At 70.4% G+C, this 18,357-nt stretch carries 20 protein-coding genes; 5 read left to right on the forward strand and 15 right to left on the reverse strand.

Going from position 1 to position 18,357, the window contains the following annotated elements; all coding sequences use genetic code 11:
- Positions 1-57: 57 nt before the first annotated feature.
- Both KUM40_RS22440 and KUM40_RS22445 read right to left on the reverse strand, forming a co-directional pair.
- Positions 58-1,194, reverse strand: coding sequence for a class I SAM-dependent methyltransferase (locus KUM40_RS22440; protein WP_217167812.1), 1,137 nt, complete (start codon positions 1,192-1,194; stop codon positions 58-60).
- Positions 1,195-1,595: 401 nt separating this feature from the next.
- Positions 1,596-2,462 (reverse strand): LysR family transcriptional regulator, encoded by an 867-nt coding sequence (locus tag KUM40_RS22445; protein WP_217167813.1) that lies wholly within the window; start codon positions 2,460-2,462, stop codon positions 1,596-1,598.
- A gap of 95 nt (positions 2,463-2,557) precedes the next feature.
- On the opposite strand from KUM40_RS22445, the gene KUM40_RS22450 reads away from it, so the two are divergent.
- A complete protein-coding gene (locus tag KUM40_RS22450; RefSeq protein WP_217167814.1) occupies positions 2,558-2,875 on the forward strand; it encodes a hypothetical protein in 318 nt (105 codons plus the stop codon).
- Between the two features lie 86 nt (positions 2,876-2,961).
- On the opposite strand, the gene KUM40_RS22455 is transcribed toward KUM40_RS22450, so the two are convergent.
- From KUM40_RS22455 to KUM40_RS22465, 3 genes are all read right to left on the reverse strand, one after another.
- On the reverse strand, positions 2,962-3,894 hold the full coding sequence (locus KUM40_RS22455) for an aldo/keto reductase family oxidoreductase (RefSeq protein WP_217167815.1): 933 nt from the start codon (positions 3,892-3,894) through the stop codon (positions 2,962-2,964).
- A gap of 71 nt (positions 3,895-3,965) precedes the next feature.
- Entirely contained in the window at positions 3,966-4,823 is an 858-nt protein-coding gene (locus tag KUM40_RS22460; RefSeq protein ID WP_217167816.1) for an aldo/keto reductase, read from the reverse strand.
- Positions 4,824-4,995: 172 nt separating this feature from the next.
- On the reverse strand, positions 4,996-5,529 hold the full coding sequence (locus tag KUM40_RS22465) for a CbrC family protein (RefSeq protein WP_217167817.1): 534 nt from the start codon (positions 5,527-5,529) through the stop codon (positions 4,996-4,998).
- A 239-nt stretch (positions 5,530-5,768) separates the two neighbouring features.
- Here KUM40_RS22465 and KUM40_RS22470 point away from each other — a divergent pair, with 239 nt between their 5' ends.
- Positions 5,769-6,152 (forward strand): ATP-binding protein, encoded by a 384-nt coding sequence (locus KUM40_RS22470; protein ID WP_217167818.1) that lies wholly within the window; start codon positions 5,769-5,771, stop codon positions 6,150-6,152.
- Between the two features lie 25 nt (positions 6,153-6,177).
- Here KUM40_RS22470 and KUM40_RS22475 read toward each other — a convergent pair whose 3' ends face one another.
- The 4 genes from KUM40_RS22475 to KUM40_RS22490 form a co-directional block, all read right to left on the reverse strand.
- Positions 6,178-7,479 carry a hypothetical protein gene (locus tag KUM40_RS22475; protein WP_217167819.1) on the reverse strand — a complete coding sequence of 434 codons (1,302 nt, stop codon included), beginning with the start codon at positions 7,477-7,479 and terminating at the stop codon, positions 6,178-6,180.
- A gap of 119 nt (positions 7,480-7,598) precedes the next feature.
- Positions 7,599-8,156, reverse strand: a complete 558-nt coding sequence (locus KUM40_RS22480; RefSeq protein ID WP_217167820.1) for a dihydrofolate reductase family protein — start codon at positions 8,154-8,156, stop codon at positions 7,599-7,601.
- A 224-nt stretch (positions 8,157-8,380) separates the two neighbouring features.
- Positions 8,381-9,268, reverse strand: coding sequence for an alpha/beta hydrolase (locus tag KUM40_RS22485; protein WP_217167821.1), 888 nt, complete (start codon positions 9,266-9,268; stop codon positions 8,381-8,383).
- Positions 9,265-9,822 carry a quercetin 2,3-dioxygenase gene (locus KUM40_RS22490; protein WP_217167822.1) on the reverse strand — a complete coding sequence of 186 codons (558 nt, stop codon included), beginning with the start codon at positions 9,820-9,822 and terminating at the stop codon, positions 9,265-9,267. The genes KUM40_RS22485 and KUM40_RS22490 overlap by 4 nt, the downstream gene beginning before the upstream one ends.
- Before the next feature lie 106 nt (positions 9,823-9,928).
- Between KUM40_RS22490 and KUM40_RS22495 the strand changes: the two genes are divergently transcribed.
- On the forward strand, positions 9,929-10,372 hold the full coding sequence (locus KUM40_RS22495; RefSeq protein ID WP_217167823.1) for a MarR family winged helix-turn-helix transcriptional regulator: 444 nt from the start codon (positions 9,929-9,931) through the stop codon (positions 10,370-10,372).
- Positions 10,373-10,422: 50 nt separating this feature from the next.
- On the opposite strand, the gene KUM40_RS22500 is transcribed toward KUM40_RS22495, so the two are convergent.
- The 4 genes from KUM40_RS22500 to KUM40_RS22515 are packed head-to-tail and all read right to left on the reverse strand — an operon-like array spanning position 10,423 to position 13,997.
- Positions 10,423-11,436: a pyridoxal-phosphate dependent enzyme gene (locus tag KUM40_RS22500; protein ID WP_217167824.1), complete on the reverse strand. Its 1,014-nt coding sequence runs from the start codon at positions 11,434-11,436 to the stop codon at positions 10,423-10,425.
- Positions 11,357-12,421 (reverse strand): GHMP kinase, encoded by a 1,065-nt coding sequence (locus KUM40_RS22505; protein ID WP_217167825.1) that lies wholly within the window; start codon positions 12,419-12,421, stop codon positions 11,357-11,359. Before KUM40_RS22505 ends, KUM40_RS22500 begins: the two co-directional genes overlap by 80 nt.
- Positions 12,418-13,227: a Rossmann-like domain-containing protein gene (locus KUM40_RS22510; protein ID WP_217168558.1), complete on the reverse strand. Its 810-nt coding sequence runs from the start codon at positions 13,225-13,227 to the stop codon at positions 12,418-12,420. The genes KUM40_RS22505 and KUM40_RS22510 overlap by 4 nt, the downstream gene beginning before the upstream one ends.
- A 14-nt stretch (positions 13,228-13,241) precedes the next feature.
- Complete coding sequence (locus KUM40_RS22515; RefSeq protein WP_217167826.1) at positions 13,242-13,997, reverse strand: methyltransferase; 756 nt, start codon at positions 13,995-13,997, stop codon at positions 13,242-13,244.
- 337 nt (positions 13,998-14,334) lie between these two features.
- Here KUM40_RS22515 and KUM40_RS22520 point away from each other — a divergent pair, with 337 nt between their 5' ends.
- Both KUM40_RS22520 and KUM40_RS22525 read left to right on the forward strand, forming a co-directional pair.
- Entirely contained in the window at positions 14,335-15,621 is a 1,287-nt protein-coding gene (locus KUM40_RS22520) for an MFS transporter (RefSeq protein WP_217167827.1), read from the forward strand.
- Positions 15,622-15,687: 66 nt separating this feature from the next.
- Positions 15,688-16,479 (forward strand): TauD/TfdA family dioxygenase, encoded by a 792-nt coding sequence (locus tag KUM40_RS22525; RefSeq protein ID WP_217167828.1) that lies wholly within the window; start codon positions 15,688-15,690, stop codon positions 16,477-16,479.
- A 79-nt stretch (positions 16,480-16,558) separates the two neighbouring features.
- Here the strand turns inward: KUM40_RS22525 and KUM40_RS22530 are convergent, their stop codons facing one another.
- Positions 16,559-17,569, reverse strand: coding sequence for an ABC transporter substrate-binding protein (locus KUM40_RS22530; protein ID WP_217167829.1), 1,011 nt, complete (start codon positions 17,567-17,569; stop codon positions 16,559-16,561).
- Between the two features lie 14 nt (positions 17,570-17,583).
- Complete coding sequence (locus tag KUM40_RS22535; RefSeq protein WP_217167830.1) at positions 17,584-18,357, reverse strand: ABC transporter ATP-binding protein; 774 nt, start codon at positions 18,355-18,357, stop codon at positions 17,584-17,586.

Here is an 18,357-nt window from a genome sequence, read left to right on the forward strand (position 1 = left end):
GCTGGTTTGGAACGGTCCTGCCCGGGCGTCGGTCACCGGGGGTCAACCGGGCGTCGGTCACGGTGTGGTGATCAGACGCCAGAGAGACGTGGTCTCGGCGCTTCGTGCTGTGTGGAGTGGGTCGGTGGCATCCTTGGAGCGTGGGTGCTGGGGCTTGGTATCGATCTTGTCGGCAACCCGGAGGTGTGCTGCCTGGATGGCATGGAGCAACTGCTGACGTGTCCGGAGGCCGAGGTGCTCTGGCAGGTCGGACAGGATCAGCCAGCCCTCCCCGCCTGGTCGGAGGTGGGCGGACAGTCCGGCGAGGAAGCTGTGGAGCATGGCGCTGTCCGGGTCGTAGACGCCTTGTTCGATGGGGCCGGTCGGACAGGCGGGGAGCCAGGGCGGGTTGCATACGACGAGGTCGGCGCGGCCTTCGGGGAACAGGACGGGGCCCGACACCTCGATACGGTCGGTCAGCCCGAGCCGGTGAACGTTCTCCCCGGCGCAGGCCAGGGCGCGTGGGCTGATGTCGGTGGCCACGACGCGGCTGATCCCTCGGCGGGCCAGGACCGCGGCCAGGACGCCGGTTCCCGTGCCGAGGTCGAACGCCGTACTGGTGGCCGGCCTGTGCCGTGTCGCCGGTGGCAGTGACGTGTGGGCCACCAGGTCGACGTACTCGCCTCTGACGGGTGTGAACACGCCGTAGTGCGGGTGGATTCGAGCCCTGAGGGCCGGCACGTCGATTCCCTTCAGGCGCCACTGGTGAGCGCCGATCACTCCCAGCAGTTCCCTCAGAGAGACCGCCATGGGTTCCTTTGAGGGGCCGTAGGTTTGCAGACACGCCTCGCGGACGTCGGGGGCCCGGCGCAACGTCAAGGTGTAGTCGTCGTCCAACAGCACCAGGAGCTTTCCGAGGACACGAGCGCGGTGACTGCTGCCGCGCCGGCGCAGGCGGAAGTTCTCGCTCGGAGACGTGCTGTACCTGGGTAGCCTGCGGTCGATGCGGCGGCCCATCGCGTGCAGGAGTTGCCGGGCGTTGTGGAAGTCGCCTTGCCAGAGGAGGGCGGTTCCTTCGCACGCGTGTCGGCAGGCGTCGTTGGCCTTCATCCGGTCATCGGCGACGACGGTGCGCCGTGGTGGAGAAGCGGCGTTCTCGGAGTGCCAGTGGGCGGTGTGGTGGGTGTGGCCTTCGGTCCAGCGGATGGTGGACACCACGTACTCCTCGTGGTCGAACGTGCAGGGGCACGAAGAGCACTTCGACGAGGAGCAGGCTGAACCCACGCCAGTCCACCGGACCGGCGTGTGCGTTGAGGCAGGTGGCCGTTACCGCTCTGGCGTCGAAGCGCGAGAGCGGACGTCCCAGACAACCATGCCGAGCATCAGGGTGCGCCCTTTCGGAGGAGTGGCAGAAGGTTCGCACACGTGCTGCTCGGCTGCCAAACACCCCAGTCGGGCGGGGCAGGGACACTGGCGGCGCCCGTCGGGCCGGGACGCGGGTGATGCCAGGAGCACGACCCATGTCTCTCAGCGGGAGGTCGGAGGGAGTGCCGGGCCGGCCGGCGTTGGCCTCCTGCCGAACCGGGACGGAGCGCTGGAGTGGTGGCGTTGCGGACTCAGCCCTGCGCCGCCTCCACCGCTGAGGCGACGAAGTCCGCGACCAGTCGCCGCCGGTCCTCCTGTCCCCAGGCGAGGACCAGCGCACTACGCGGCGCGTCGGCCACCGGAACATGAACGAGCCCCGGATGCCGTGGCCGGGCCAGCGACCGCGGCAGCACCGCGATCGCTCGTCCCAGCAGGACCATGTGCGTCAGTTCAGCGGCGTCGGCGACCTCGGGCCCCGGCCCGGCGACGGGCTCGATACCGGGCATCTCGTTGCCCTGGACGCCCTTCCAGCGCGGCAGTGTCTCGTGGGCCAGGTCGGAGAGAGTCACCTCGCTGCGGGCGGCGAGCCGGTGGTCCGGCGGCAGGATCGCCACCCGGCCCTCGACCATGAGGGTCTCGTGGTCCAGGCCGGTCAGGTCGTCGAACGGCACGTACAACAGGGCCACGTCCGCCCGGCCGTCGCGCACGTGATCGGCGCGGTCGGTGGCCCCACCGAACAGGATGTCCACCTGGCGGGCGTCGGGCCGGCGTGAGTAGGCGGCCAGGATGCCGGACAGCAGGTCCGCGTCACCGCCGGGCTTGATCACCAAACGCAGCCGGGTCTCCCGCTCGCCCGCTCGACGGGCCTTCTCGACCGCCGCGCCGACGGCGAGCAACGCATGCCGGCCGTGGTACTGCAGCGCCTCACCGGCCAGGGTGAGGGCAACGTGCTGGCTGGAGCGCTCCACCAGCGTCACCCCGAGCCGGTCCTCCAGCCGGCGTACCGCCTTGGACAAGGCGGGCTGTGCGATCCCCAGCCGCTGCGCCGCCCGGCCGAAATGCAACTCCTCCGCGAGGGTTGCGAAGTACTCCAGTTCGCGGGTCTCCAGCTCGGCCATGCCGCCAGGATACGGTCTCTGTTCATTCCCTGGAGGAATGGATTGAGAATCCAACGGTCTTGGACTTCGCTAAGAACCACCAGTTCAATCGGAGCATGATTCACCACACGATGATCGTTGCCTTCGACGAACCGATTCCCTCGGGCGAGCTCGACGAGTATCTGAAGGGGCTCGAGGAGCTGACCATGGGCACCGGCGCCTTCCAGTCCTTCGCCGCCCGCCACCACCTGCGCGTCCCCGGCGACGACCATGCCCCGGTGGCCGTCGCTTCCGCGGTTGTCCAGTTCGGCCTGGCCGACCTCGACGCCCTTGACACCGCCTTCGCCCTCCCGGGCGTCGGCGAGTTCATCCGGAGCTGGCAGGCCCGCCGCCCGTACAAGGCGATCTGGGTCAACCACGAACCCCTCGCCTGACCCGGCGCCCCAGCGGCGATGCCCGCCGACGCCGCTGCCCCGGTGACGTCGGGCAACGGCACGCTGACCGGCCCGGGCAGTAGTGGTTACGGCACCGTGTAGCCGGCGGCGCGGAACAGTTCGTACCACTCGGCGCGGGTGAGCGGGATCTCCGACCCGAGTGCGGCGGCCGTGACGCGCTCCGGCGTGGTGGTGCCGAGCACGACCTGCATCCGCGCGGGGTGGCGCGTGATCCAGGCGACCGCGATTGCCTCGGCCGGCACGCCGTACTTCTCGCTCAGCCGGTCGATCACCGCGTTCAGCTCGGGGTAGCGTGACGAGCCGAGGAAGGGGCCGTCGAAGAACCCGGCCTGGAAGGGCGACCACGCCTGGACCGTGATGTCGTGCAGCCGGCAGTAGTCGACGATTCCGTCGTCGCGCACGACCGACTGGTCGAGGCCCTGCATGTTCGCGGCGATGCCCTGCGCGATCATCGGCGCGTGCGTGATCGACAGTTGTAGCTGGTTCGCGACGATCGGCTGCGTCACGTACTTGCGCAGCAGATCGAGCTGTCGTGGCGTCTGGTTGGAGACCCCGAAAGCACGCACCTTGCCCGCAGCCGACAGCTCGTCGAAGGCACGGGCCACCTCCTCCGGCTCGACGAGCGCGTCGGGACGGTGCAACAGGAGGATGTCGAGGTAGTCCGTGCCGAGTGCCTCGAGCGAGCCGTTCACCGATTCGACGATGTGCTCGTGGGAGAAGTCGAAGTACGGGCCGTCCCTGACGATGCCGGCCTTCGACTGGATGACGAACTGCTCACGCTCCGAAGAGCTGAGCTTCAGAGCCTCCGCGAACCGGCGCTCGCAACCGTGGAGGTCCGAGCCGTACACGTCCGCGTGGTCGAGGAATGTGATGCCGGCGTCGCGCGCCGTGTTCACGAGCGTGCGCACCGCCTCATCGGTCATGTCCTGGATGCGCATCAGGCCGAGGACGACGTTGGGCACCACCATGTCGGTGCCGGGCAGGGTGAAGGTCTTCATGTGACTCTTTCGCTGTGACTCGAGCGGACGGACCAAGCGGACGGATCGGGCAGACGGATCGGGCAGACGGATCAAACGGACAGGAGCGCGATCTGGTCGGGGGTGAGCTCGAGGTCGGCCGCGGCGGCGGAGTCGCGGATGCTCGCCGGGCGCGAGGCACCGGGGATCGGGATGACGACGGGCGCGAGCGCGAGCTCCCACGCGAGCGTGACCCGGTGGACACTGGTGCCGATCTCATCGGCGACCTGCTGGAACGCGCCGTGACGCATCGCGAGCTCCTTCGCGTTGGCGATGCCGCCGAGCGGGCTCCACGGCAGAAACGCGATGCCGAGCTTGGCGCAGTGCTCGAGTTCTCCCTGGCTGGAGCGGAACGCGGGCGAAAACTGGTTCTGCACCGACACCAGCCGGCCACCCAGTACTTCGCGGGCTTCGCCGATCTGCGCGACGTCGGCATTCGAAATGCCCGCCATCAGGATGACGCCCTCGTCGAGCAGTTCACGGATCGCACCGACCGAGTCGGCGTAGGGGACGGCCGGGTCGGGGCGGTGGAACTGGTAAAGGCCGATGGTGTCGACACCGAGCCGGCGGGCGGACTCCTTGGCCGCACGCTTGAGGTATGCGGGATCCCCGTCGCGCGTCCACGTGCCGTCGCCGGGACGCAGGTGGCCGCCCTTGGTCGCTACGAGAACGTCGGCGGCGCCCGCGCCGTACTCACGCAGCGCGCGGGCGATGAGCTCTTCGTTGTGGCCGACCTCGTTCGCGTCGCGATGGTAGGCGTCGGCCGTGTCGATGAGGGTGACGCCCGCGTCGAGCGCGGCGTGGATGGTGGCGATCGAACGCTCAGCGTCCGGGCGCCCCTCGATCGACATCGGCATCCCGCCCAGACCGATCGCGGAGACGGTCCGGTCGCCGATGGTGCGCTGCTGCATGGGTCTGCCTCTCCCTTGACGTCGTCGTAAGCACGCAGTGGCGGGCGGCGCCACGTCCTCAACTCTAGGAATCGCCGATCTAGAAATCCAACAACTGTGAGTTCTGGAATTCAGAAGTGCGAGATGTGGATGGACTGCACCGCTACCGCGGACTCACCAGCGCGGACGGTGTTCAGGACGCGTCGGCGTAGGCGAGGTGGGCCCCGCAGCCGGTGCAGCGGAAGAGCATGGCGGTTGCGCCGTTGCCCAGGCGGGTCAGGAAGGACTCAAGTCGGTCCTCGTCGTGCCATCCGTCGATGCGCATGTCGGTCCGCATCTGGTCGAGTGCGTCGGGATGCTCCGCCAGCTCGGCGTATCCGACTTCGCCCACGAAGGCAGCCGCGTCCTGGCAGTGGACAAGCCAGTGCGGATCCTGCCAGGCGTGGAAACCGGGAGTACGGCGGGTGACCTCATGCAGGACGTCGTCGCTGACACCGTCCAGCCCGTAGGAGTCGGTGAAGTCTCCGGCGAAGCGTTCAGCCGCACTCCCGTCCGCGATGCACCAGGGACAGAACCGCCCGCTGACGTCCTCGGCGGTGTAGAAGCCGGCTGTGTAGATCCACCCCCTGTTGTGCTTGCAGCAGGCGCACGTCTCGGCGGACGCGCTGATGGACCCGCTTGCGAGGGGATCCGGGTGATAGCGGAAGAAGGGCAGGTCGGCACTCATCGACGCTTTCCGATCCACGTACGGGAGGCCCTGCCCACTGATCCCATGGTGCGCAGTCTGTCTGCGAGCAGGCCCTCGATCAAGCGCGGGAGCGGACTCCCGGGCTCATGCCGAATCGTGCCGCGCACCTCAATCCCACGCGAGGGGGTAGACGCGGTTCAACGAGGCCGGACCACGGAAGGTATGTGCAAGTGGACAAATCATCGGTCAGGGCCGTGGGCTGGGCGTGCTCCCTCCCGATGAGCAGCGACGTGAAAGCGGCACGGGAGTGGTCCCGCGAGGGCCTGCGGGCGCTCGGTTGGACGGTCAGTGCTCCTGAGACGGTCGACGCGGTGCTCCTGACCGTCTCGGAGTTGGTCACCAACGCTCATGTCCATGCCCACAGCAACGCCCAGCCGGTGATGACGTGGGACACGCGCTGTCTGCACGTCGCTGTCCATGACGCGTCCGGCGACCTGCCGACCCCGCAGCCCCCGAGCGCCGAACGCGTCGGCGGGCGGGGCATCCTGCTTGTCGACGCCCTTGCGGACAACTGGGAAGCCCGTCCCTGCCCCTACGGCAAAACCATCGTCGCCTGCTTTCGTCCACCCGCCGCACCTGAGTCCGACGGCGGGCAGACGTAGACGTTCGCCGCGCAGAGTCCCCCGTTCACGGGCCGCCCTGGCACAGGGATCGGACTTCTTCCAGGACAGTCCGGTAGTCCTCCCCGTAGGTGGCCACAGTCGCGTATACGGCGTCCAGGGCCGCCTGGAGCGGGTCGGCTGTGCCGGCGGCCAGGAGAGCGGGGAGCGCCATGTGGGGCTGGGACATGCACAGAAGGGGGTCCGGTTCGCCGAGGGTGACCCTCACGGCGTACCCCGTCGTGTCCCCGGGCTGGGGCGTCGGCGCTGAGGGAAGGCTCGCGAGCTTGTCCCCGGCCGCCGCCGGACCGACGATCCGGGGAGCCGAAGCGGGGTTGGGCCTTTGCGGGCGGGCGGTGTGACGGGTGGCCGGCGCAGAGGGAGGCCGCTTGGGCGGGACGGGCAGGCCGACGGTCCGTCGCGGCACTTGCGGGTCGGCGGCCAGGACCTGCCACGCCTGGTCCGGGTCGTCAAGGGGCGGCGGGAGCGGGCGGCCCTCGGCCAGGGCAGCGAGTCCCGCGGCCGTCCACTCGAGCTGGTCGAGACCGGCCGCCTCGCAGGCACGACGTGCGGCCAGCACGGCTATCGCACGCTGGGTCCGCGCCCCGGCGGCGTCGATGGCGTGGACGAGAGCCGGGTCGAAGGCGAGCAGGCCGCGCACATTGCCGCCGACACCGCGCAGGGTCTTGCTCGGCAGCCGTCCGCCCCACTGCCGGCGTTCGTAGGCCAGCCGGCGTTCCACTTCGTCTCGTTCCCGTGCGAGGCGGGCTCGGCGTTCGGCCTCGGCGCGTTCGGCGGGTGTGGGTGGGGCCGGCTGCTTGCGGGCGTAGTCATGCCAGTACGCGGCGACCGCCGAGGACTGTTTCAGGACGCGTGCCGGAGCGGGCTCGGCGGGCCAGAACTGCAGCAGGTAGCAGTCCACTTGCGGTTCGTCGTCGAGCCGCGTGTCCTGTTGGCGTGCCTCGTCCATGCCGCGGGCGCCGTACCGCACCCGATAGTCGATCTCTTGCAGACCGAGCTCCCACGCGGCCCCTCCTCCCCATTCCATCAGGGTGGCACCGGCCGATACGGGACGGAAGGGGGCTTCCACGACGTCCTCCCACACCGGGTCCAGGGGCGGAGCCTGGTCGTGCACCTCGACGCCGAAGCCGACACTGCCCGTGTGCAACCCGGTCTGCAGCCACAGCGCACCTGGCACCGCCGCTCCGCACAACCCGGAGCTCTGACCGCCGAATGCCTCCGCGAGGCCGGGACCGAGACCGTCCGGATCGCTCTCGACGTAGATCTGGCTGTACTGAACGTGGACCTCGCCTGATACGGGCCTGCGCACCCTTGCCTCCCCATCGCCGGAAACCCCTCACGCCCGGCACACTACGACGGGGCACTGACAGCTCCGGGCCGGTCTCCGAGGTTCCGGGGGCGGCCATGGCCCGTCGCTGCCGCCCCGGCTCAGCGGGTCCGGTAGCGCGCGTAGATCAACCCGCTGCCGAAGGCACGTTCTTCGACCAGCTCAAGATCGAGGCGCACTCCGTCGGGGAAGAACCGCTTGCCGCCGCCGACCACACTCGTGGTGATGAACAGGTGGTACTCGTCCACCAGGCCGGCCGCGATCGCCTGGGCCGCCAGGTTGGGGCCGTCGACTGTGAGGTCGTGATCGGCCTCGGACTTGAGCCTGCGCACCGCGTCCGGGTCGAAGGTCCTCTCGATTCTGGTCCTCGCGCTGGACACCGACTCGAGAGTCGTGGAGTACACGATCTTCTCCGCGGCCCGCCAGTCGCGAGCGTACTGCAGGATGTGCGGCGGCTGGTCGGGCTCGGTGTGCGCGGTCTCCCAGTAGACCATCGTCTCGTACATCCGTCGGCCGTAGAGATACGTGCCGACGGGGCGGAAGAGGTCGTTGACGAAGGTATGCACCTCCTGGTCGTCGGCCCCGGTGCCGAGGCCGCCCTCCGCCGCCTCGGCGTAGCCGTCGAGCGAGGTGATCATCGAGTAGATGAGCTTTGCCACGGGTCTCCTTCGGGTCCGAGCGCGTCAGTCTGTCAGCGGTCCTTCAGACAGTGACCTCCGCACGACCCGGAACTCATCGGTCGGCCGGCCGACCGGTTCCCCATGAGCGGCGGCCCAGTCCCCACCGGCGTACCGTGACTTCTTCTTCTGCACCGGCCTTCCCGCCACGGCGATCAACCTCGTCGCAGGCCTCGTGACCGCCTGACTCGGGGCAGCGGCCGGCGTCAGGTCACGAGGCCGCGGGCGAAGGCGAGCGAGCGTGTGAACACCTCGTGCACCCGGGCATCGGGCAGCCCGTGCCAAGCGTGGTCGGCATCGGGCACCTCCCACAGGTCGACCGACGCCCCGGCCTTCTCCAGTGCTGCGGCGAGGGATCGGCTGTGCGAGGAGGCCACCATGGTGTCTTCGACGCCGTGGGCGAGAAGGAACGGCGGTGCGGTGGAGGCAACGTGGGCGAGCGGGCCGGCCGCGTGGGCCGGCTCCGAAACGGCTGCGGGAGCCTCGCCGAGCATGAGTGCCTCGGGTGTCGCGGCGTCTTCGGGGGTGAAGCTGCCGCGCGCGGTGGTCATGTCGCTCGGTGCGTACCAGATCACGGCGCCGGACAGGGGCGGGTCGGTGTGGGTCAGGGCGAGGAGTGAGGCGAGGTGACCGCCGGCCGACTCGCCCCACACCACCGTCCGCTCGGTGTCGATGCCGAGTTCCGCGGAGCGCAGGGTGAGCCAGCGCAGTGCGGCGCGTAGATCGTCGAGGGGGGCGGGGAAGGTGGCTTCGCCGCTGAGACGGTAGTCGACGCAGGCGACGGCGAAGCCGGCGGCCGCGATGCGTGCGAAGGGCCCGGGAACCCAGCCGCGCGTGCGCGGACCCATGTCGTCGCGGCGGCCCCGTCGCCAGGCGCCGCCGTGCACGAACAGCACCAGGGGAAGGTACTCGGCTTCCCGGGTTCGGGGCGTCCACAGGTCGAGTTCCAGCGGACGGCTGCCTTCGACCTCGGCGTAGGGCACGCCGCGCAGTTCGCGTACGCCGGGCTCGCTGAGTGCGCCGGGCGGCAGCGGGGCGTGGTCGGGGTGGGGTGCGGTGATCAGCTCCCGCAGCGAGGGCTTGCTCGCCGTCATCGGGTCCGCCACTGGTGGTCGGGCAGGAAGCGCACGTCGTACTGCTCGGGGATGCTCGCGAACTTGTGGGGCTCCGGAACGACGGGCTCGCGCGGCAGGCCGAACTCCTCCGCGGGCGCGCCGAGGTTTTCGAAGAACCGCTCGAATGTGCCTCCCGGGCCGGCGGCAACGCCGACCACCTGGCTGTGGTGGCGCTCCATGCGGTAGGCGTGCCGGCAGTTCTTGGGTACGAAGCCGAAGCCGCCCGGGGTGAGCAGCTTTTCCTGCTGGTCGCCCTCGGTGTCCTCGACGAACAGCCGGACGGCGCCCTGGGTGATGTAGAAGACCTCGTGGGTGTCGGTGTGCAGGTGTGCGGGGATGAGGTCGCCCTTGGGGCCCTCGACGGTGAAGAAGTTGAAGGTGTTCTCGGTCTGCTCCCCACCCGCGTAGACGGTGATCAGGTCGCCGAACAGATGGGCTCGGTCTCCCTCCCCCTTCTCGATGAAGTACGGCTTGCCCGGTTGCGCGGGTATGCGTGATGCCTGCCGGTAGCGGGTGGCGTACTCGATGGTCATGCGTACTCCTGGGCTCGGCCCCGAACGAGAATGTCAGGTAGCCTGACATGAGAGCATCCCGGTAATCAAGTGCCGGACACGAGCCCGATCCCCTGGTGAGGAACAGATGCAGTCCACCGCCCGCGACCTCCCCCAGTTGCTCGGCGAGGCACGCCGCTGGTTCGACGAAGGGCTGCTCGCGGCCCTCGGAGCAGCCGGCGCCACGCCGGTGTCCCCCACGCAGGTACAGCTCTTCGCCGTGCTGGACGACCAGGGCACCACGGTCTCCGAGCTGGCCCGGCGCATGGGTGTCACCCGGCAGACCGCGCACCAGGCCGTGCACGGTCTCGTCGCCGCCGGACTACTCGAGCAGCTCCCCGACCCCACCTCCGCCCGCCAACGACTGATCAGACGCAGCCCGGACGGGGAACGCGCGCACCGCCGGGCCCGCACCATCCTCGAACGGCTGGAAGAACGGCTCGCCGAGCGGATCGGCCGGGAAACGGTCGACGCCCTGCGCGGCGCGCTGGAAACACCATGGGGCCGGCCGCCCGGCCCCGACCCGGACTGAAACGGCCGCCACGAAGCCCTTCGAGAGCCACGGCCAGAGCGCGGGGTCGGTCACAGGAGGACCGCTGCCTCGGGAGCGGGTGAGCCGTTCCAGGTCATACGTGACCACGGGAGGGCGAGTTCGTCCACGCCGCGCACCTGACGGGGCGCCAGGTCCTCGATGCGAACCGCTTCCCGGTGGCGGCCGAAGACGGTGTCGACGTAGCGGTGTCCGGTGTCGGCGGCGATGAACAGGGCCGTCCGGCCCGGAGCTTCGCGGCGTTCCCAGCGGGCGGCGAGATGGGCGGCGCCGGTGGACAGGCCGGCGAAGACCGCGTGCCGGCGCAGCAGGTCGACGCTGCCGGCGAGGGCGGCGTCGAAGGAGAGCCAGTGAACGGTGTCGTAGTGGTCGTGGCGCACGTTGCCGAAGGGAATGGAGCTGCCGATGCCGGCGATGATGATCTCCGGATCGGCAACGTGTTCGCTGCCGAAGGTGACGCTCCCGTACGGCTGGACGCCGACGAGCTGTACGTCGACGGAGCGCTTGCGCAGGTAGTGGGCGAGGGCGCCGGTGGAGGCCCCTGAGCCCACGCCGCCGACGAGGGTCAGGGGCCCGGCGCCGGTCTCCTCGTGGATTTGTTCGGCGACGTTCTCGTAGCCGAGGTAGTGGATGTCGTCGTGGTATTGGCGCATCCAGTGGTAGCCGGGGTGTTCGCGCAGGATCTCCCGGACGCGGGCGACCCGGCGGCTCTGGTCCAGCTTGAGGTCCGTGCTGGGCCGCATCTGCTCCAGGTGGGCGCCGAGGACGTCGAGCTGAGTGCGCAGGGTGTGGTCGACGGTGGTGGAGCCGACGATGTGGCAGCGCATGTCGTAGCGGTGGCAGGCGAGGGCGAGGGCGTAGGCGTAGATGCCGCTGGAGCTGTCGATGAGGGTGTCGCCGCGCCGGACGGCTCCGGTGTCGAGCAGGTGGCGTACGGCGGCCAGGGCGGAGACGACCTTCATCGTTTCAAAACGCAGGCAGACGAGATGGTCGTCGAGGCGTATCAGGTCCGGCCGGCCGATGGCTTCCGAGATGTGTTCGTCCATGGGGGAACTCCTCGCTGGTGGCGGGCGCGAAGGTGGTGAAGGTCCGGGTCGGGGCTATGCCTTCACGGTCCAGGGCTTGTGCACAGCGGCGCAGCCTGCGTCTCAGACCTGGAGGACGGGGGTCGAAGAGGATGCCGGCGACGTTGCCGCTGTGGGCGATCTGCACGCCTGCGGCGCCGACGCCGTCGGCGATGCGGGTGAGAGCCGGGAACTCCTCGTGGCGCAGTACGCGTTGGCGCAGCCGGGCGCTTGCCGTGCTCACCCTGCCGAGCAGAGCGGTGTCGGCGTCGGTCACCGCGCGGCGGAGCATGCGGCGCAGGTGCTCGTAGGCGGTGAGGTCGTCGTCCCGGACGGGGGTGGGGGCGGTGGCGGGGAGAGCGAGGGTGTCGACCGGTTCGCCCCCGCCGACCGCGCACCCGATCACCACCGCGGGCGGCAGTGCGGTGCCCAGGGCTTCGAGGACTCGCCCCTCCCGTTGTGCGAAGAGCAGCGGACGTGCGCCGTGCATCAGGGGGTCGCTGGCGCCCTCGGCGCGCACGGCCAGCCGGGCGATGGTCTCCGGCGGCAGGAGCAGGCCCCACGAGTCGGCCACCGCTCGCACCGTGGCGATGACGTCGCTGGTGGACGAGCCCATGCCGAGCCCGACGGGAAGGTCTCCGGTGAGCGTCAGTTCCCCGCCGCAGGGTTCCTCACCGCGGCGCGCCGCGCACTCCCCTACCGCGAGAACGGCCGCCGCCCGGGCCTTGGTCCGGCCGCCGGGCATCACCGTCACCTGATCGGGCGAAGTGCCTGGCCGGTGTGTGAAGCGGGCCGTACTGCCCCGGCCGGTCATCGGCAGGGTGACCAGTCCGTGGCAGGGGCGGCGCCGCTCGTCGAGGAAGACGCCTTGCAGGATCTCGCCGTGATGGCAGGCGGCGTGTCCGGTGCCCGCCGTCCTACGAGCGGCGGATTCGGGTGGCACCGGACGGCGGGTGGCAGCGGTCATGCGTCGGCCGCCACCCGGTAGCGGTACAGGGTGGTGGGTTCCGCGCTGAACTGGGAGAAGGGGAACGGCTCCGCGGACAGGGCGGTGACGCCCGCCCCGAGGAACGCGCGCGCCACGGCGCTGCCGGTCTGGGCGTAGACGACGAGGGGCACGCCACGCTCGCGGCAACGGGCCAGGACGGTGTCGAAGCTGCCGTTGCTGAGGGTCATGCCGGTGGCGACCACGGCGTCGGCTGCTTCGAGCACCTCGTGCATGTCGTCGGCGACCGGGTCGCCCCACTGGGTGGTGCGCAGGTTGAAGTCGCAGAGCAGGGGCGTGCCGCCGCGTTCGCGGATCGCGGCGACGAGGGGGTTGACCACCCCGATCAGGCCGACCCGGGCACCGGACTCGATGTCCAGGAGCCCGGCGACGGCCGCGTCCCGGGCCTTCGCGCGGGTCTCGGGGGTTCCGGCGGGCAGGGTGACCGCTTCCGCCTCGGCCGCCTCGCGGTGCGGCCGTACCGCGCTGAGGTAGGCGTCGAGCGCGGCGATCCTGAGCGGGCGGGGTGCTTCGCGCAGCAGCGTGTCCAGTGGAGTGCCGGAGGCGTCGTGGCATATGGAGGGGTGGACCTCGCCCGCCTCGAAGGCGCAGCCGCCGAAGGAACCGCCGAGGCGGACGAGGACGTACTGGTTGAGGTAGGTGGTGTTCCCGCCGGCCAGCCGGGTGCCGTGGTGCACCCAGAACACGCTGGTCGCCACCAGGTCGGCGGGACGGGTGCCGTGTTCGCCCGCCAGTACGCCGGCCAGGAGTTCGTCGGTGTTCTCCATCGCCTCGGTGTTCTTCATCGCCGGCCTCCGGTGTGGGGCGTCTCGTCGTGGGTGATGCGGAACAGGAAGGTCAGCACGCCGTCCTGCCAGTCGTGGAGATGGTCGATCCGGGGAGTGAGCCCGTGGTCGAGGGCGTGCTGGACGAGGGCACGCAGGTCCGCGGTGTTGGAGGCGATGAGGTGGATCTCGCCGCCGGGGGCGAGGAGGTCCTTCTCCGCGACCTGGGCGAAGAACTTGGCGAGCAGCGGCGCGCCCACGCACACGTTGCGTACGACGTCGGGGTCGGCGCTGACGCTCTGGCTGACCGCGGGCGGGTTGAAGGTGATGACATCAAGCTGGACTTGGCCGGGGAGGGCGTCGAAGACGTCACTCACCAGGGGACGGAAGACGGTGTCCGGGCGCTCGCCGACGAGGCGCCCGTAGTGGCGGGCGGTGACGGCCACGCTCTGCGGGTGGACATCGATCGCGTGGATCTCCCGGGCGCCCCGGACACCCGCGGCCACGGCTTCGACGCCGAGTCCGACGCCCATGGCGCCGTAGCGGCGGCCGCGGGTCTCGATGCGGCCGTCGAGCAGCCGCTCGTGGATCATGCGGCTGGTCCATCCCGGTATGAACACCCCGGGCGGGACGTCGAAGGTCCATCCGCTCCACTCGTAGGAGCGGGTGGTGTGCAGGTCCGCCTTGGGTTGGTTGAGGGCGACGATGTGGTCGGCGGGCAGCGGTGGCGGCAACTGCTCGAGAAGAGCGGGGCCGGTCGCCCTACGGTCCATGGGGGGGTCCTTCCGTTGTCATTGACGTGGCATCAGGTGTGTGAGGTGGCATGGTCCTTCGCCTCCTTCGCCTCCTTGGCTGGGAGGGAAGGGCGGGCGCAGTGCGCGCCGGCCGGAGCAGGGGACGGCCCACGCCAGGAGATCGGTGGACTGACAAGCACCCTAATGGAAACGATTGTCATTGCGATAGTGTGTCGTCGGCGCAGCGGCGTGCCGTTCGCACGCCGCGTGTCCAGGGCATGCGACTTCGCCCGTCCCCCGCCTGGCCAAGACCGTTGCGGCCGACCCCCGCCCGGCCCGCCCACCGAACGAACGCACACGACAGGAGCGCGCCACCGTGCCCACCCCATCCGCCCCGCCCCGCCCCGCCGAGGTCCGACCCGCGAAGCAGCGCCCCGTTCTGCTCGACCTCGCCTTCCTCCGCCTCTGGACGGGCGCCACCGCGTCGGGCCTGGCCACCTGGGCCCTGCCCTTCGTGCTCGGCCTCGCGGTCTTCGACCGCACCCTTTCCGCCACCGATCTCGGTCTGCTGCTCGCGGCCCGCACCGCGGGGTTCCTCGCGGCGGTACCCGTGGCCGGTGTGCTGGCCGACCGGCATTCGCGCCGGGGCGTCGTCCTGTGGGCGGGGCTCGCCGCCTCAGCCGCGGCGCCGCTGATCGCCGCCGGTCTGGACCGCTCGGTGCTGCTGATGGCGACGGGCGCCGCCGTGGCCGGAGCGGGCCAGGGGGCCTGTCGACCCGCCTACCAGGCCCTGACCGCCGAGGTGGTGGACGCCGACCGCAGGCAGCAGGCCAACGCCGCCATGACCCTGGCGGTGCGGGTCACCACGCTCGTGGGGCCCTCGCTGGCCGCCCTGCTCGCCGTCTTCCTCGACACCTGGGCCCTGTTGACGGGCATCGGGCTGCTCTGGCTCGTCGCCGCGTTCGTCCCCGGACGCGGCGAGCGCCCGGGCACCGCGAACGACATGTCGCAGTCCCCGGCCAACGGTCCGGGCCGTGCGTCGCTCCTCGCCGAGTTCACCGAGGGTGTCCGCGAGGCCCGCCGGCACCCGTGGTTCCTCGCCGGTCTGGGTGCGCTGACGGCCGTCATAGCCACCGGCTACTCCGCGACCGGTGTCGCCCTCCCCCTCGTCAGCAGGGACGAGTACGGCACGGAGGTCGTACTCGCCGGTGCGATGACCGCGTACACCGCCGGAGCGCTGGGCGGTGCGCTGCTCGTCGCCCGCTGGCGCCCCCACTCCCCCGGCCGGGCCGCCCTGGCCGGCCTCGCCGCCTACGGATTCGCCCCGCTCAGCCTCGTGTTCCCCGTGCACCCGGTCGTCGTCATGGCCGCCTACGCCGTCGCGGGCATCGGCATCGAACTGTTCAACGTGCCGTGGTTCACCGCCGCACAGCGCGAAGTCGCCCCGGACAAACTGGCGCGGGTCTCCTCCCTGGACTTCCTGCTCTCCTACGGCCTCGCCCCGGTCGGACTCGCCGTCATCGCCCCCGCCATCGACGTCTTCGGTGTCACGGCGGTACTCGCGGGCTGCGCGGTCGTCTGCTTCGCGGCACCGGCCGCCGCCGCCCTGGTGCCCAGCGCGCGCACCTTCTCCCGCCCGGCCAGCCGCGACGACCACCACTGACCTCCGACCGACCACCGCCGACCTCCGAGGGAAGCGACCCTGCCTGTGATGGGGCAGCCTGGAGCCATGCACGCACCCGTTCACCCCCACCGCCCTCACGAGAATCCAGCCGGCCCGGGCATCACCCCCGCGCGTGTCCCTCACGGCAGTGTGCGTGAGGTACGCGAACTGCTGTCCCGCGACGGGGCGGTGGTCCTCACCGGTCACCACAACACGTCCGACGCCCTCACGCTCGCGGCGGCCCAGGTCATGGGCGACCGCCTGCGTGAGCTGTACCCGCACCGGGTACGCACCTCGCACGACGGCGCTCCTGTCCACCTGCACGCCGACAGCTTCGACATCGCCGTCGACATCGGCGGGGTCCCTCACCGGCGGCGCCACCCCGACGAGGATCACGTGCTCGTCCAGTGCGCCCGCCCGGCACCCCGCGGGGGCGACTCCTTCGCCCTGGACGCCTACGCGTTCGTCGACGGCCTCGCCTCCGGCGACCCCGCCCTGAGTGCCTTTCTCACCGGCTCCGACGTCGATCTGTACGGCGCGTGGGCGGGCGTGCGAGGGCTCCCTGTGACTCCCCGGGTCGGGCGGCACGTCGAGTTCACCCGCGCCGGGCGCCGCGTCGTACGCCGCACGGACGGAGCCGTCCCGGTCCACCGCGACCCCGACACCGAGCACGTCCTCACCCAGCTCACCCGCTTCCGCGACGCCGTGCACGGCATCGAACCGTCGCTCCCGCGGTTCCGGCTCGACGAGGGCGACATCCTGGTCCTCGACAACTACCGCTGCTGGCACGGGCGTGACGGTCACGCCGGTGAACGCACCGTCCGCATCCTCACCGCACGCAGTTGTGACGCGGACTGAAGCGCGGCGCGAACGGTGACCGGAACGGTGACCGGTGCCGTCGGCATCGAGGCCGCGGCACCCGTCTTCCGCCGCCGCCTCAGCCCTCGAGTTCGCGTAGGTAGGTGGCGAACTTCTCCAGGCCGTCGATGTTGCGGGGACCGCTGATGCCCTCGTTGTAGTCGAGGATGAAGAAGTTGTCCTTCCTCACGGCGGGAAGTTCTCTGGTGTGGGGGGACTTCTTCAGGAAGTCGATCTTCTTCTCGGCCGGCAGGTCGCCGTAGTCGAGGATGACGACGACTTCGGGCTCCGCCTCGGCGACCGACTCCCAGTTGACCTGGGTCCAGCGCTCGTCGAGGCCGTCGAAGACGTTCCTGCCGCCCGCCTTCCTGATGATGTCGTTGGGCGGCACCTGGTTGCCCGCCGTGAACGGCTGGTCAGTGCCGGAGTCGTACAGGAAGACGGGCACCGGATCGCCCGACGGGGCCGTGGCCTCGACCGCCTCCACACGCTTCTTCAGCCCGTCGACCACCTCCGTGGCCTTCTTCTCGACCCGGAATATCTTGCCGAGCCGTTCGAGGTCGGTGTAGAGCGCCTCGAAGGGCGTCATCTGCTCCGGGTACTTCGGATAGTTGAAGCAACTCTCGGTGTGCATGAAACTCTGGATGCCGAGCTTGTCCAGGATCTCGGGCGTGATGCCCCGCTCGTCCTTGAAGCCGGAGTTCCAGCCCGCTACGACGAAGTCGGACTTGGCCTCCACCACAACCTCCTTGTTGAGGAGGTCGTCGCTGAGCATCTTCACCTTCGCGTATTCGGACGCCCACGGGGACTCGCTCACCGGCGGATTCGCGGGAGGCATCACATAGCCGTGCACGTGCTCGGTCAGCCCGAGGGCGAACAACTTGTCCGCGCTGCCGCCCTCGTAGGCGACGGCGCGTTCGGGGACCGTGTACTGCACCGGTTCACCGCAGCGCTTGACGGTGACCTTGCCGGACGCCTCGGCGTCCGACTCGACCTCGGCGCCGCATCCGCTGAGCACCAGTGTCGCCGCCAGGGCTGATCCGAGTGCGGCGCGATTCCGCACGGCGGCAGGGTTTCGAGTGGTACGCATGTGTCAGTGGCCTTTCAGCGGGTGGAGTCGAGCGAATACAAGAGCTGGGGATCGCCGGTCAGCGGGTGTGGAACGACGCTGGCCCTGACACCGAAGACGTCGCCGACCAACTGCGTCGTGAGCACGTCCGCGGGTGCGCCGGAAGCGACCAGGCGGCCCTGGGAGAGCACGCCGAGTCGATCGCAGGCCGCGGCGGCGAGGTTGAGGTCGTGCAGGACGACGAGGACGGTGAGGCCACAACCGCGCAGGAGCGAGAGGAGGTGGACCTGGTGGCGTACGTCCAGATGATTGGTCGGCTCGTCTAGGACGAGGATTCTCGGCTCCTGCACGAGCGCGCGGGCCAGGAGGACGCGCTGGCGCTCCCCGCCCGACAGCGTCAGAACGCCCCGGTGCGCGAGGTGCCCGATGTCGAGTTGGTCCATCGCCCGCTCGCACAGTTCGCGCTCCCGGCCACTGAGTGCCTGGTTGCCGCGCAGATGGGGCGCGCGTCCGAGTGCGACGACCTCCTCGACCGTGAAGTCGAAGTCGACCCCGCCGTCCTGCGTCATCGCCGCGATGCTCTGCGCACTGTGGCGCAACGGCAGCCGGGTCAGGTCATGCTCGCCCACCCAGACGGTCCCTGAGCTGGGACGCAGCGCCCGGTACACGCACCGCAGCGCGGTCGACTTGCCGCTTCCGTTCGGACCGACAAGGCCCACGACCTGCCCGTCGGCCACTTCCAGGGACAGTCCGCGTACGAGGCTCGTGCCGTCGATCGCGACGGAGAGTTCGTCGAGTCTCAGGTCCAT

This window comes from Streptomyces sp. AC512_CC834 (assembly GCF_019049325.1).
Taxonomy (GTDB): Bacteria; Actinomycetota; Actinomycetes; order Streptomycetales; family Streptomycetaceae; genus Streptomyces.

What these genes read in the sequence shown, in the direction of transcription:
- KUM40_RS22460 (WP_217167816.1), bottom strand. Translation starts at nt 4,823, where the DNA reads ATGCAGCAGCGCACCATCGGCGACCGGACCGTCTCCGCGATCGGTCTG.
- KUM40_RS22530 (WP_217167829.1), bottom strand. Translation starts at nt 17,569, where the DNA reads ATGCGTACCACTCGAAACCCTGCCGCCGTGCGGAATCGCGCCGCACTC.
- KUM40_RS22465 (WP_217167817.1), bottom strand. Translation starts at nt 5,529, where the DNA reads ATGAGTGCCGACCTGCCCTTCTTCCGCTATCACCCGGATCCCCTCGCA.
- KUM40_RS22525 (WP_217167828.1), top strand. Translation starts at nt 15,688, where the DNA reads ATGCACGCACCCGTTCACCCCCACCGCCCTCACGAGAATCCAGCCGGC.
- KUM40_RS22495 (WP_217167823.1), top strand. Translation starts at nt 9,929, where the DNA reads ATGCAGTCCACCGCCCGCGACCTCCCCCAGTTGCTCGGCGAGGCACGC.
- KUM40_RS22470 (WP_217167818.1), top strand. Translation starts at nt 5,769, where the DNA reads ATGAGCAGCGACGTGAAAGCGGCACGGGAGTGGTCCCGCGAGGGCCTG.
- KUM40_RS22455 (WP_217167815.1), bottom strand. Translation starts at nt 3,894, where the DNA reads ATGAAGACCTTCACCCTGCCCGGCACCGACATGGTGGTGCCCAACGTC.
- KUM40_RS22515 (WP_217167826.1), bottom strand. Translation starts at nt 13,997, where the DNA reads ATGGACCGTAGGGCGACCGGCCCCGCTCTTCTCGAGCAGTTGCCGCCA.
- KUM40_RS22535 (WP_217167830.1), bottom strand. Translation starts at nt 18,357, where the DNA reads ATGGACCTGAGACTCGACGAACTCTCCGTCGCGATCGACGGCACGAGC.
- KUM40_RS22505 (WP_217167825.1), bottom strand. Translation starts at nt 12,421, where the DNA reads ATGACCGCTGCCACCCGCCGTCCGGTGCCACCCGAATCCGCCGCTCGT.
- KUM40_RS22500 (WP_217167824.1), bottom strand. Translation starts at nt 11,436, where the DNA reads ATGGACGAACACATCTCGGAAGCCATCGGCCGGCCGGACCTGATACGC.
- KUM40_RS22510 (WP_217168558.1), bottom strand. Translation starts at nt 13,227, where the DNA reads ATGGAGAACACCGACGAACTCCTGGCCGGCGTACTGGCGGGCGAACAC.
- KUM40_RS22450 (WP_217167814.1), top strand. Translation starts at nt 2,558, where the DNA reads ATGATTCACCACACGATGATCGTTGCCTTCGACGAACCGATTCCCTCG.
- KUM40_RS22490 (WP_217167822.1), bottom strand. Translation starts at nt 9,822, where the DNA reads ATGACCATCGAGTACGCCACCCGCTACCGGCAGGCATCACGCATACCC.
- KUM40_RS22485 (WP_217167821.1), bottom strand. Translation starts at nt 9,268, where the DNA reads ATGACGGCGAGCAAGCCCTCGCTGCGGGAGCTGATCACCGCACCCCAC.
- KUM40_RS22445 (WP_217167813.1), bottom strand. Translation starts at nt 2,462, where the DNA reads ATGGCCGAGCTGGAGACCCGCGAACTGGAGTACTTCGCAACCCTCGCG.